Source organism: Streptomyces genisteinicus, assembly GCF_014489615.1.
Classification (GTDB): domain Bacteria; phylum Actinomycetota; class Actinomycetes; order Streptomycetales; family Streptomycetaceae; genus Streptomyces; species Streptomyces genisteinicus.
In genome coordinates this window covers 2790613-2803511 of the sequence record NZ_CP060825.1, presented here as the reverse complement: position 1 = coordinate 2803511, position 12899 = coordinate 2790613, and the positions used below count along the sequence as shown (strand labels likewise).

At 72.7% G+C, this 12899-nt stretch carries 9 protein-coding genes; 4 read left to right on the top strand and 5 right to left on the bottom strand.

Features of this window, described 5'->3' with window-relative positions; genetic code table 11:
• Positions 1 to 104: 104 nt before the first annotated feature.
• Positions 105 to 1580: an LCP family protein gene (locus tag IAG43_RS12180; RefSeq protein WP_484600518.1), complete on the bottom strand. Its 1476-nt coding sequence runs from the start codon at positions 1578 to 1580 to the stop codon at positions 105 to 107.
• A gap of 133 nt (positions 1581 to 1713) precedes the next feature.
• On the opposite strand from IAG43_RS12180, the gene IAG43_RS12175 reads away from it, so the two are divergent.
• On the top strand, positions 1714 to 2727 hold the full coding sequence (locus tag IAG43_RS12175) for a glycosyltransferase family 2 protein (protein WP_187740771.1): 1014 nt from the start codon (positions 1714 to 1716) through the stop codon (positions 2725 to 2727).
• 72 nt (positions 2728 to 2799) lie between these two features.
• Here IAG43_RS12175 and IAG43_RS12170 read toward each other — a convergent pair whose 3' ends face one another.
• From IAG43_RS12170 to IAG43_RS12155, 4 genes are all read right to left on the bottom strand, one after another.
• Positions 2800 to 4506: an LCP family protein gene (locus IAG43_RS12170; protein ID WP_246574264.1), complete on the bottom strand. Its 1707-nt coding sequence runs from the start codon at positions 4504 to 4506 to the stop codon at positions 2800 to 2802.
• A 72-nt stretch (positions 4507 to 4578) separates the two neighbouring features.
• Positions 4579 to 6357 (bottom strand): LCP family protein, encoded by a 1779-nt coding sequence (locus IAG43_RS12165; protein WP_187740770.1) that lies wholly within the window; start codon positions 6355 to 6357, stop codon positions 4579 to 4581.
• 219 nt (positions 6358 to 6576) lie between these two features.
• Positions 6577 to 8220: an LCP family protein gene (locus tag IAG43_RS12160; protein WP_425508591.1), complete on the bottom strand. Its 1644-nt coding sequence runs from the start codon at positions 8218 to 8220 to the stop codon at positions 6577 to 6579.
• Positions 8221 to 8476: 256 nt separating this feature from the next.
• Positions 8477 to 9229: a TIGR03089 family protein gene (locus IAG43_RS12155; RefSeq protein ID WP_187740768.1), complete on the bottom strand. Its 753-nt coding sequence runs from the start codon at positions 9227 to 9229 to the stop codon at positions 8477 to 8479.
• Positions 9230 to 9356: 127 nt separating this feature from the next.
• Here IAG43_RS12155 and IAG43_RS12150 point away from each other — a divergent pair, with 127 nt between their 5' ends.
• The 3 genes from IAG43_RS12150 to IAG43_RS12140 all read left to right on the top strand — a co-directional run bounded on the left by IAG43_RS12150 (position 9357) and on the right by IAG43_RS12140 (position 12886).
• Positions 9357 to 10637, top strand: a complete 1281-nt coding sequence (locus tag IAG43_RS12150) for a peptidoglycan recognition protein family protein (protein WP_187740767.1) — start codon at positions 9357 to 9359, stop codon at positions 10635 to 10637.
• Between the two features lie 91 nt (positions 10638 to 10728).
• Entirely contained in the window at positions 10729 to 11820 is a 1092-nt protein-coding gene (gene manB / locus IAG43_RS12145; RefSeq protein WP_187740766.1) for a mannose-1-phosphate guanylyltransferase, read from the top strand.
• Between the two features lie 70 nt (positions 11821 to 11890).
• On the top strand, positions 11891 to 12886 hold the full coding sequence (locus tag IAG43_RS12140) for a DNA-3-methyladenine glycosylase family protein (protein ID WP_187740765.1): 996 nt from the start codon (positions 11891 to 11893) through the stop codon (positions 12884 to 12886).
• Positions 12887 to 12899: the final 13 nt, after the last annotated feature.

Below are 12899 nucleotides of genomic sequence, written 5' to 3'. Positions count from 1 at the left end.
CCGGGAGCCCCGCCCGTCGGGGCCCCGACGCCGGGAACCCCGCCGGCCCCCGGACCCCCGGAGGCCGCTCCCGGGACGCGCCCCCGCGCTCCGGGAGCGCCGTCCTACGGGCAGACGACCTGGTCGCCCGTGACCGCGCCGAACTCGCCCTGCTGCCGGTCCTGCGCCCGCACCGGTTTCACACCCTCGAAGTCCGAGCCCGCCATCACCTTCATCGTCGGGCCCTGGCCGCGCACCGGCCGCAGCTCGCAGCCGCCCAGCGCCGTCTGCAGCGACTTCGCCGAACGGTCCCAGCGCGGGTCGTACGTCACATAGGTGCGCTCCACCCCGCCGTCGCCCCCGTTGAGGGGCGCGCGGGTGGTGAGGAAGCCGGTCCCGCGCAGCGCCGCGTCGACACGCTCGCCGAGACCGTCGGTGCGGGTGCCGTTGTAGACCTGGACACGGATCTGCCCGGGGGAGACGTCGACCAGGGTGCTCCTCGGCTGCTTCGGCCGCTGCACCGCGATCGGCTTGTCGTCCCGGATGAGCTGGAAGAGCTTGCGCGACTTCGCCTCGTCCCATTTCACGGTCGAGCCGACACCCTTGACCATGTGGCTCACGTCACCGACCGGCACCGAGGTGAACTCGGAGGAGGCGGCGGAGAAGCCGCGCATGGCCCGGCCGAGCGCCAGCATCTCGTCCGTGCCGAAGTCCTTGTCGGCCCGCACCGAGTCCAGCACCGTCGAGGTCACCTTGCGCAGCTTCACCGGGTTCAGCAGCACGCCGGTGCTGGTCGCCCGGTCGACGAGGGCCGCCACGAAGCGCTGCTGGCGCTGCATCCGCCCGAGGTCGGCGGCCCCGTCGATGTGGCGGGAACGCACGTACTGGAGGGCCTGGCCGCCGGTCAGCTCATGGGTGCCGACCGGCAGGTCGAGGCCGGTGTAGGAGTCCTTCATGGGGCGGGCCGTGCAGATCCGGACCCCGCCCACGGCGTCCACGGTCCGCATGAAGCTGGTGAAGTCGACCTCCAGGTAGTGGTCGATCTTGACGCGCGTCATGTGCTCCACGGTCCGCACCGTCAGGGCCGGGCCGCCCTCGGAGAACGCGGCGTTCAGCTTCACCGGGTGCTTCTCGTGGCGCTTGCCGGTGGTGGCGTCGGTGTGCTCGGGGATCTCCGCGTAGCTGTCCCGCGGCAGGCTCACCACACTGGCCCGCTCCCGGTCCTCGGAGATGTGGACCAGCATGATCGTGTCGGTGCAGCGGCATCCCGCCCCGCCGAGCTTGTACTTCTTCTTCTCCTCGGCCGTGATCTTGTCGCGGCCGTCGGTGCCCACGAGCAGGATGTTGGTGCCGTGGCCGCCGTCGGGCCGGTTCTTCATGTCGCGGAACGGGTCGACGCGGTCGATGCCCGTCTCCAGGCTCGACACGACCATGTGGCCGATGCCGCCGACGCCGAGCACCAGCACCGAGAGAGAGGTCACGATCCGGGCGCCCCAGCGGGGCCGTCTCGCCCGGGGAGCCGGTGCCGGAGCGGGGCGGCGGCCGGACGCCGGCCGCGCCGGCCGGGGGGCCGGACGCCGTGGGCGGGGCGGTGGGGGCAAGGGACACCTCCGCGATGGACGGGATCCTGCACCGGGACCGACGGCAGGGAATCCTGAGCACCGTAGGTCCATACGATCTGCGACACCGGCCGCCGCGCCAGGGGGTCCCCCGTTCGCGGTAACGTGGCGGACGATGAACGCCACGCCGCCTGTATCCGTGATCATGCCGGTCCTCAACGAGGAGCGGCACCTGCGCAACTCGGTCCGTCACATCCTCGAGCAGGAGTACGACGGCGAGATGGAGGTGGTGATCGCGCTGGGGCCGTCCACGGACCGCACCGACGAGATCGCCGCAGAACTCGTGCGCGAGGACCCCCGCGTCCACACCGTGCCGAACCCCACCGGCCGCACCCCGGCCGCCCTGAACGCCGCCATCAAGGCGTCGCGCCACCCGATCGTCGTCCGGGTCGACGGCCACGGAATGCTGTCGCCGAACTACATCGCCACCGCGGTCCGCCTCCTGGAGGAGACCGGCGCGCAGAACGTCGGCGGCATCATGCACGCCGAGGGCGAGAACGACTGGGAGCACGCGGTCGCCGCCGCCATGACGTCGAGGATCGGCGTCGGCAACGCGGCCTTCCACACGGGCGGCGCCGCCGGCCCCGCGGAGACCGTCTACCTGGGCGTGTTCCGGCGCGAGGCGCTGGAGCAGCAGGGCGGCTACAACGTGGAGTTCATCCGTGCCCAGGACTGGGAGCTGAACTTCCGGATCCGCGAGGCGGGCGGCCTGATCTGGTTCTCGCCCGAGCTCAGGGTCCAGTACCGCCCCCGCCCCTCGGTGCGCGCCCTGGCGAAGCAGTACAAGGACTACGGGCGCTGGCGCCACGTCGTCGCCCGGTACCACGCAGGCTCCATCAACCTCCGCTACCTCGCCCCGCCGGTCGCCGTGTGCGCCATTGCCGCCGGGCTGGTCGCCGGTGCGGCCGTGACGCCCTGGGCGCTCGTCGTGCCGGGCGGCTACCTGGCCGCCATCGCCGCGGGCTCGGTGCCGGCCGGCAAGGGCCTCCCGCTCGCGGCCCGGCTGAGGATCCCCGTCGCGCTCGCCACCATGCACATGTCGTGGGGCTACGGCTTCCTGACCAGCCCGCGCTCGCTGGCGAAGAAGGTCATCGCCAGCCGCCGCCCCTCCGTGGGCACCGCGGCCTGAGCGGCACCCCCGAGACGACGCCGGCCCGCCCCCTGCGGAAGAGGGGGCGGGCCGGCGTCGTCATGCGGGGGATCAGAAGCGGTAGGGCCGGTAGATGTCCATGCACTCGCCCTTGTTGTCGCCCATCACCGTCTCGGTGTTCTTCGGCGGGCCGCCGGCCGGGTCCGCCTTCGGGAAGGTGTTCCCCGTCCGCCAGTCGGCGCCGACCACCAGCGTCACACCGGACACGTCGGCCGACTTCTTCACCGCGCTCGTGGGGATGGAGAGGGCCTTGGCCACGGCATGGGCGTCGCCCTCCAGGTCGACGCTCGGGAACAGCAGCTGGGTGCGCTTCTGGGACTCGGGCGTGACGTCCGCCCTGGCCCCCGTGAAGCCCTTCTCCGCCAGCAGTCCGGCGACCGTGGCCGCCCGGCGCTGCGTGGGCGCCTCGGTGGTGGAGCCGGTGCCGTTGCGCACCATGATCCCGATGTCCGCCGGGTCGGCGGCCGGGTCCTTGGGCGCGGCCGGCTTCTTCGCCTCGGAGGTGGGCTCCTTGCCGTCCACGGGGAGGTCCTCGCGCAGCATCTCCCACAGCCGCTCGGCCTCACCCGGGGCGGGCAGCACATGCGCGTTCGGGTTCTGCGGGTCGGGGATGCGCGGCATCGTCAGCATCGCGATACGGCTGGTGGGCACGTCCTTCAGCGTCATGCTCAGGTCGAACAGCTTCTTGACGGTGCCGATCTCCTGCGAGACCTGGAGCGCCTTGGTGGCCGTCTCCGCGAGGTCCATCAGCTGACCGGTGTCGGTGAAGGCGTTCTGGTCCTTGAGCTTGCGGATCACCGAGTTCATGTACATGTGCTGGGCCTTGGAGCGGCCGAAGTCGCTCTCGAAGGCGTGCCGGGTGCGCAGCCACTGGAGCGCCTGCTCGCCCTGGATCGGCCAGGTGCCCGCCTTCAGCCGCAGCCCGGAGCCGCCGGGGACGCCCGGCTTGGGGCCGTCGTAGACGTTCTGCTTCACACAGACGTCGGCGCCGCCGATCGCGTCCGCCATCGAGACCACGCCCGTGAAGTCGACCATCATCCAGTGGTCGATGTAGACCCCGGTGAGCTCCTGCCAGGTGGCCAGCGTGCAGCCGGCGCCGCCGCGCTGGAGCGTCGTGTTGATCAGACCGCGGGTGGCGGGGTACTTCTCGTCGGTCTTCGGGTCGGTGCACTTGGGGATGTCGACCTTGGTGTCCCGCGGGATGGAGACGACCGAGGCGTTCTTGCGGTCGGCCGACACGTGCAGCAGCATCTGCACGTCCGCGAGCGGCTTCGAGCCGACGCTCTTCTTGGAACCGCCGAGCTTGAGGTTGGACGCGCTGTTCCGGTCGTCCGAGCCGATGAGCAGCACGTTGAGCGGAGTCTGCCCGGCCGCGTTGGGCGCGGTCCTGCGCACGTCGGAGTCGGCGGAACTCCGTTCGCCCTTGCGGATGTTGCCGTTCAGGTGCTCGTAGTACAGGTAGCCGGCACCGGCGGTGCCGAGGATCAGCACCGACAGCGCCAGCGCGATCCAGCGCCCTGTCCGGCGCTTGCCGCGGCCGGCCCGACGGCGCGGGGCACCGCGCCGCCGGTGCGAGCCGTTGGCCGCCTCCGGTGCGCCGTCCCCGTTGCCGTCCGCCGGGGTGTCGTCGGGAGCCCTTCGGCTGCCCGGGACGCGTCCGCCGTCCTCGTACAGGCTCTCGTCCCAGCCGAAATCGCCGGGTTCCGGTTCCGGTCCGCGCCGGCGCGTCCCCTCCCCACGGACCTTGCTCTGTCCCACCCCAAGCCCCCCTGTGTTCAGGCTCTCCCCGTCGAGCCCGGTTCATCGGATGTCATATGACGTACACGCGTGTCACTTGGCGCACACCTTCTTGTCCGCCTGGACCGCGTCGTCCGGCGCCTTCGCCGGACCGGTGATGGGCACCCCCGCGCCCTTGAAGTCGGGGCCGAGGGTCAGCGTCATCGCTTCCAGCCCCTCGGCGTCCGTCGTGCCGGGCTTCAGCGCCCCGGCGGGCAGGCCCATCAGGTCCGCGAGCTTGCGGGCCTGGTCGGCCTGGTTGGGCGCGTACACCAGCGTCGTCTGCGGGACGTCGGCGGGTGCGTTGCCCTTGTTGGTGGACTTCAGGACCCCTTCGGTGTTCTGAAGCCAGTCCAGCGTCTTCTGGGCCGCGCCCTGCGGGCCGCCGCCGTTGAGTACGTCCACACGGACGTCGGACGCCTCCGCCCTGGTTCCCTCCAGCAGCTTGGCCTGCTCGGCCTGGGCGGCCTGCTGCTTCTCCTTCTTCTGCGCCTCGACCTCGGTGAGCGAGATGTCGTTCTTGACCATCGAGAACAGCGAGTCCGACTTGGCGGTGTTCAGGACGACCGTCGCCTTGACCTTCTCCGCCGGGTTGTCGAGCACCGGGACCGTGGCGAACGTCAGGTTCTTCATGTCGAACTTGCCGAGCTCCAGGCCGAGATCGCGGAGCTTGCCGATGTCGTCGATCTTGGAGTCGACCGTCAGCGCCTTGGTGCCGGCCTCGGCGAGCTTGACCAGCTTGGTGGGGCTGGTCAGCGTGTCGTTGGACTTCAGCGTCCGCATCAGCGAGCTGAGGAACTGCTGCTGGATCTTGATGCGGTCGAGGTCGCCCTGGTTGCCGAAGGAGTGCCGGGTCCGCACGAAGGCGAGCGCCTCCTCGCCCTCCAGCGTGTGGTCGCCGGCCGGCAGGTTCAGATGCGAGTCCGGGTCCTTGACGTCCTTGGCGAGGCAGATCGGGACACCGCCGACCGCGGAGGTGAGGGTCTTGACCGCGTTGAAGTCGGCGACCATGAAGTGGTCCATGGTGATGCCGGTCATCTCGGTGACGGTCCGCATGGTGCAGCTCGGTGTGCGGCCCGCCTGGCCGAGGCTGGTGTTGAAGCGGACGCCCTGCTGACCGGGGATGACCTTGGTCGAGCCGTCCTCCTGCGTCGTCGGGCAGTCCGGGATGTCGGTGATCAGGTCGCGGGGGATGCTCAGCGCCGTCGCGTTGGTGCGGTCCTTGGACACGTGCAGCAGCACCGTGGTGTCCGCGTGGCCGGGGCTGTTCTTGTCGCCGTAGCCCTCGTTGCCCGCGCCCGTGCGCTTGTCCGTGCCGATCAGCAGGATGTTGATCGCCCGGTCCTTGCTGAAGCCGCCGGTGCCCGCGTTGTCGTCCGGGACGGACGTGATGTTGGAGTTCAGGTGCTCGTAGTAGAGGTAGCCGGCCGTCGCCGTGCCGACCATCAGCAGCGCGAGGCTGCCGCCGGTCCACAGCAGCACCTTCTTCTTGCGCGACCCGGCCGGCTTGCGCTTGCGCCGCCCGGCCTGCGGCGGGACGCGGTCACCGCCGCCACCGCCTCCGGCACGCCTGCTGCGCTGCCCCGGCACCTCGGCGGTGCGGTCCTCGCCGCCCTGCTGGCGGCGGCGGGTCGCCGTGCGCGAGGGTGTGGCGGACTCCTCGGCCGGGGAGGCTCCCCGGGCGGCTCTTCTTGCGCCCGCGGGACGGGAGGAGGAGGCTGACTGCGGTGTGGATTGGTCCAGTCGCAGTTCGTAGTTGCCGGTCTGCGGGTTCATGACCCACTGGTCGGCGGGGTCGATGTCCTCCGCCCGGCCACGGCTTTGCGCATCCACGGTTGTTTGAGTCCTCCGTCGGTGCCACGCGAGGCGCCTCCCCCCAGGCGCTCGGTCCTTCGATCCAGCAGTGCGCGACATGGGGTCACAAGCACCGGATCGCGTCACACTATCCGCCCAGTTCAGCGTCGAGCGACGTGCGTGACAAATTCCTCACCCCTTACAAGCGGGCAATACGCCCATTCCCTCCGCGGTGTCGCCAGGTGCTTGGCCATTGCTTTACCCGCAGGTGCCGTCGGCGGCGTTGGTGCCGGAGAACGTCGGGTCCGGCGAGGGGCTCTCGCCCGCCGCGTCCGCCGCCTCCTTCTCGGCCTTCGGGACGACCGTCACGGGAGCGTCCTCGCGCAGCCGCTCGAACAGCTCGCTCGCCTCCGGTTCGACCAACTCGTCGCGGTTCGGATCGAGATGATACGGCTGGCGCGGAACGGTAAGGAATTGCACCTTTTCCGTCGGAACGTTCCGCAGGGAGCGGGTGAGGTCGTACAGATCCTTCAACGAGTCGAGGCCCGGGTCGGTCGTGATCGACTTGGTCGCCGCGTCGAGCACCGGGTAGAGGCGGGTCGGATTCAGCAGGACGCCGTTGCTCTGCACCTTCTTGACCAGCGCGCCCAGGAACTGCTGCTGGCGCTCCATCCGCTCCGTGTCGCTGCCGTCCCCGAGGGTCTTGCGGGCCCGCACGAAGCCGAGCGCCTCCTCGCCGTGCAGCGTCTGCCGTCCGGCCTGGAGCTTCAGCTTGGCGTCCTTGTCGTCGATCGGCTCCGACAGGCAGATCTCGACGCCGTCGACCGCGTCCACCATGTCCTTGAAGCCGCGGAAGTCGATCACCATGTGGTGGTCGATGCGCACGCCGGTGAACTTCTCCACCGTGCGGATGGTGCAGGCGGCGCCGCCGAACTGGAACGCCCAGTTGAACTGGGCGGTCTGCTCCCGGGTCCGCTTCCCGTCGGGCTTGCGGCAGCTCGGGATGGTGACCATCAGGTCGCGCGGCACCGACATCGCGGTGGCGCTCTTCCGGTCGGCCGCGATGTGCAGCAGGATCGTCGTGTCGGAGCGCTGGCTGCCGCCGCCGCCCTCGTCCTTGCCGTACTCGTCGTTGCCCGCGCCCTCGCGGGTGTCGGAGCCGAGCAGCAGGATGTTCTCCGCGCCGGTGACCACCGGGGTCGGCCGCTCCCGCTCGTACGTCTCCAGCTCGGCCGCCGCCGAGGTGTCGGTCGTGATGTTGGCGTCGAGCTTCCGGTAGAACCACCAGCCCGCGCCGGCCGCCGCCAGCACCACCACGGAGGTGCCGAGCGCGGCCCACCGCAGCCAGTGCCGCTTCCGCCGGCCGTCGCCGTCCCCGTCACCGTCGGGGGACGCGTCGCCGCCGTCGCCGGGGGTGCCGCCGCCGCCCTCCGGGGGGTCGCCGGGGGTGGCTGCGCCGCCTCCGGTGGAGCCGCTTCCGCCGTCGGGGGTGTCGCCGGTGCGGGCGGCTTCCGCGGCGGGTGCCTCGTCGCCGGGGGTGTCGCCGGCTCCGGTGGGGGCGGCTTCGGCGTCCGTCGCGGCGGGCGCTGCGGTGGCGGGTGCTTCCGCGGCGGCGTCGCCGCTCGGCGGAGTGTCCGCCGCGTCGCCCTCCGCCGTGGCGGACGCGCCGGCCGCGGGGGCGTCGCCCCGCGGAGCCCGTGGGCCGCCGTCGCCCGCATCGCCGTCGGGGGCGTCCGCGGCGGACCCGTCGGCCGCGGGTGCGCTGCGCCCCGCGGAGGCCCCGTCCTCCGCGAGGGGCTCCGTGCCGCCGTCCGCCGCACCCGCACCCGCGTCCGCAGCGGCGCCGGAGCGCCCGTCCGCGTCCGCGTTCCCTTCCGCAGGCGTGCCAGCCTTGTCCGTCACGTGTGGGTCCATCCTTCATGGCGTCGGCAGCGCGCTGGGCCGCCGATCGCTGGTCTAGACGGCTGAACCCGGCGCTTGGTTGTGCGTTGAAACACGCTTGTCGCCGATCATCCACCGCTGTTGACGCCCGTGCCGGGAGGGCTCGGCCCGGTTGTGCGCCACTTGAGTGGAATGCGGAGGCTTGTCGTACCGCAGCGCCCCCGGCCCGCCCACCCGGCCCTCCCGGCACGGCCTGCCGTGCCGGGCCCGCCCGCGGTCACCGCACGGTGACGGAGACCCGCTCGCTCTCCACCCGCTTCGCCAGGCCGTCCTCGGACAACTCGCCCAGGTTCCGGCACAGTACGACCGACGCCCCCGCGGCCAGCGGCGCGAACAGCCCGGCGGCGAGCCCGTCCCAGGTGTCGTAGCCGAGCCCCGACAGCACGCGCGCACCCGGGGTCAGCCCCAGGCGCTCCGCGTCCGCACGCGCCCGCCCGACCAGTTCGGCGCCCGTCAGGGCCGTCCCGGCCACCGTCAGGGCCTCGGCGTCCGGATCCACCGGCGCGTACGGGGCGAAACGGTCCCCCTGGCTCGGGACCTCCACCGCGTAGTCGGCCCAGCCGGCCGGCGGCGTCGTGAAACGGCGGCCCATCGGCGCGAGCGACAGCGCCATCCGCTCGCCCCGGCAGGCGAGTCCGTCCTCGAACCGCCCGGGCCCGGCGACCACATGGTCCGCGGCCGACGGATCGCCGCCCACGTCCGCGACCACACCGACCGACGAACAGGCCAGCAGCCACACGGCACTCTGCCAGTGCGCCGGCAGCAGCAGGGCGAGGCGCTCGCCCGGCTCGGCGGACATCTCCCCCTGGAGCAGATTGGCGGTCTTCGCCACCCAATTGGCGAAGGTGGCCACGGACAATTCGACGCGCTCACCGGTGGCGTCGTCGTAGAAGGTGACCAAAGGACGCGCCGGGTCCGCGGCGAGCGCGGATCGCAGCAGGTCGGCAGGGGTACGGTCGCTGGCGTTCATCCGCGCAACAGTACGCGGGGCGCCGTGCCGCGGTGGGCCGGACCGGTGGACACGTACCCCGGTCGGACGGACGCCCGCCCCGATTCCCGGCGGGCACGGCCGCCGCACCGATTCCAGGATCTCTGGCATGCGTGGATACCTGGCAACTTCGATCTCGGTGGCGTGCGCAGCCGCGCTCGCCCTCCCCCTCGTCGTCACGACGGGCGCCGTCGCCGCGCCCCTCCGGGCACCGGACCTCCCCGGAAGCACACAGTCACTCCCCCTGGAGCCGCTCGCCCGGACCCCGTCCGCCCGCGCCCACGGCACCGCCCTCCAGGGCCTGCCGCGGCAGGCCGTCGAACCGTTCTCGCTGCTCGGCCTCGTCTGGGAGAACGCGGCGGCCGAACTCGACGGCACCGTCGAGGTCCGCACCCGCGCGGTCGGCACCGGCGCCTGGTCCGCCTGGCAGCAGGTCGAGACCCACAACACGGACCACGCCGCCGACCCCGGCACCGCGGAGAGCGAGTCCGGCCGCGTCCGCGGCTCCACCGCCCCCCTGTGGGTCGGCGCCTCCGACGGCGTCGAAGTACGCGTGCGGCAGGCGGACGGCGGCACCGCCGAACTCCCCGAGGGCATGCGCCTCGAACTCGTCGACCCCGGCGAGGACCCGCCGGCCGCGGGCGCCCCGGGCCCCGCCCCCGGCGGCGCGACCGGCCGGACCCCCGTCGGCGGTCTCGAGATCCCGGAGCTCAACCAGCTCGACACGGAGGCCGAAGCGGCCGCCTCCGGCGACCTCGTGGTGGACGCCGCGGCGGCCAAGCCCTACATCGGCGCCCGCCCGCGCATCGTCACCCGCAAGGGCTGGGGCGCCGACGAGTCGCTGCGGGAGAAGAGCTTCGTCTACACCTCGACGGTGAAGGCCGCCTTCGTCCACCACAGCGCCACCGGCAACAACTACACCTGCGCCCAGGCGCCCTCCGTCATCCGCAGTATGTACCGCTACCACGTCAAGAGCAGCGGCTGGCGGGACCTCGGCTACAACTTCGCCGTGGACAAGTGCGGAAACATCTACGAAGGCCGGGCAGGAGGCGTGGCCAAGCCGGTGCTCGGTGCGCACACCCTCGGTTTCAACACGAAGAGCACCGGTATCGCCGTACTCGGCACGTACAGTTCCTCGAATCCGCCGGCGGCGGCGGTGACCGCGGTCGCCAGGCTGACCGCGTGGAAACTCGGGCTGCACGGGATCAACCCCAAGGGCAAGGTGACCCTGACCTCGGGAGGAAGCGGAAAGTACGCGAAGGGCAAGAAGGTCGCCATGAACGCCGTCGCCGGTCACCGGGACGGCTTCGTCACGGACTGCCCCGGCAGCCGCCTCTACGGCAAGCTCGGCACCATCCGCTCCGCATCGGCCTCCTACCAGGGCCGCTGAGCCGCCCCTGCGGGGCCGTGCGGAGTGCCCGCATAAACTGGCAGGTCCAACCAGCGACCGTGCCCGGCCCCAGCAGGAAGCAGATACCGCATTGAACCAGGCCCCAGAAGCCATTCTCCTGGTCGGAGGCAAGGGCACCCGGCTGCGACCGCTCACCGTCCGCACCCCCAAGCCGATGGTGCCGGCAGCCGGTGTCCCCTTCCTCACCCACCAGCTGGCGCGGGCCCGGGCGGCCGGCGTCGAGCACATCGTGCTCGCCACCTCCTACCTGGCCGAGGTCTTCGAGCCGTACTTCGGCGACGGCTCCGCCCTCGGCCTCCACATCGAGTACGTCACCGAACGGGAACCGCTCGGCACCGGAGGCGCGATACGCAACGTCGCGTCGCGCCTGCGGTCGGGGCCCGACGACCCGGTGCTCGTCTTCAACGGCGACATCCTCACCGGCCTCGACATCCCGGCCCTCGTCGACACCCACCGCTCCTGCGACGCCGACGTCTCCCTCCACCTCACGCGCGTCGACGATCCGCGCGCCTTCGGCCTCGTGCCCACCGACGACACGGGACGCGTCACGGCCTTCCTGGAGAAGCCGCAGACCCCCGAGGAGATCGTCACCGACCAGATCAACGCCGGCGCCTACGTCTTCCGGCGCTCCGTGATCGACACCATCCCGGCCGGCCGGCCGGTCTCCGTCGAGCGCGAGACCTTCCCCGGGCTGCTGGACGACGGCGCCCACCTCCAGGGCATGGTCGACTCCACCTACTGGCTCGACCTCGGCACCCCGCACGCCTTCGTCCGCGGCTCGGCCGACCTGGTCCTCGGCCGCGCCCCGTCGCCCGCCGTGCCCGGCCGCCGCGGCGACCGGCTGGTGCTGCCCACCGCGCGGGTCGCGCCCGGCGCCAAGCTCACCGGCGGCACCGTCGTCGCCGAAGGCGCGGTGGTGGCCGAGGACGCCCGCATCGACGGCAGCGCCGTCCTCGCGGGCGCCGTCGTGGAGGCCGGCGCCGTCATCTCCGGCTCGCTCGTGGGCGAGGGAGCGCGCATCGGCGCCCGTACGGTGCTCTCCGGCGTGGTCGTCGGCGACGGCGCCGTCGTCGGCGAGGACAACGAGCTCCGGGACGGCGCGCGGGTGTGGTGCGACGCGGTGCTCCCGGCGGGCTCCGTCCGCTTCTCGTCCGACCAGTAGCCCGGGGCGCACGTCCTCCGGTCAGGCGGCCCGGGGCGCACGTCCCCGTCCGGCCAGTAGCCTGAGGCGCATGGCAGGGCGTTTCGAACCGGGTGTGCGGCGCGCGGGTGTGCGCGGCGGCGACACCCGCGTACCCGCGGGCGTCCCCCGCCAGGTGACCGCACCGCGCACCCGGAACTGGACCCCGCCCTGGCCCCTGGACCTCGGTCTGGTCCTCGGGCCGCTGCGGCGGGGGCCCGCCGACCCCACCTTCCGCACGACGCCGGACGGTTCGGTGTGGCGGGCCACCCGCACCCCAGAAGGGCCCGGCACCCTCCGGGTCGCGCTGCGCGGCGGCACGGTCGAGGCCGAGGCGTGGGGGGACGGCGCGGCCTGGCTGCTCGACGGGCTGCCGGACCTCCTCGGCGCCTCCGACGACCCGGACGTCTTCACCCCCCGCCACCGGCTGGTCGCCGCCTCCCGGCACCGCCGCCCGGGTCTGCGGCTGCTGCGCACCGGGCTGGTGCTGGAGTCCCTGATCCCCTCGATCCTCGAACAGAAGATCACCACCGACGAGGCGTACCGCGCCTGGCGGCTCCTCGTCCGCGCCCACGGGGAGCCGGCTCCGGGGCCCGGCGAGCGGCTCCATGTGATGCCGGACCCGCGGGCATGGGCCCTCATCCCCTCGTGGGAGTGGCACCGGGCCGGTGTGGACGACAAGCGCGCGTCGACGATCCTGCGCGCCGTGCGGCACGCGCGACGGCTGGAGGAGGCGGCGTCGATGCCGGCCGCCGAAGCCATGGCCCGGCTGGAGCTGATCCCCGGCATCGGGCCCTGGACCTCGGCCGAGACCGTCCAGCGCAGCAACGGCGCGGCGGACGCGGTGACCGTCGGCGACCTCCACCTGCCCCGCATCGTCGGCTGGGCCCTCGCGGGCGACCGGAACGCCGACGACGCGGCGATGCTCGACCTGCTCGCGCCCTACGAGGGACAGCGCCACCGCGCGGCCCGCCTGATCCTCCTCGCGGGCCGCACGCCACCCCGGCGCGAGCCGAAGATGCGCCGCGTCGACATCGCCCGCTGGTGACCGCCGCTCACGG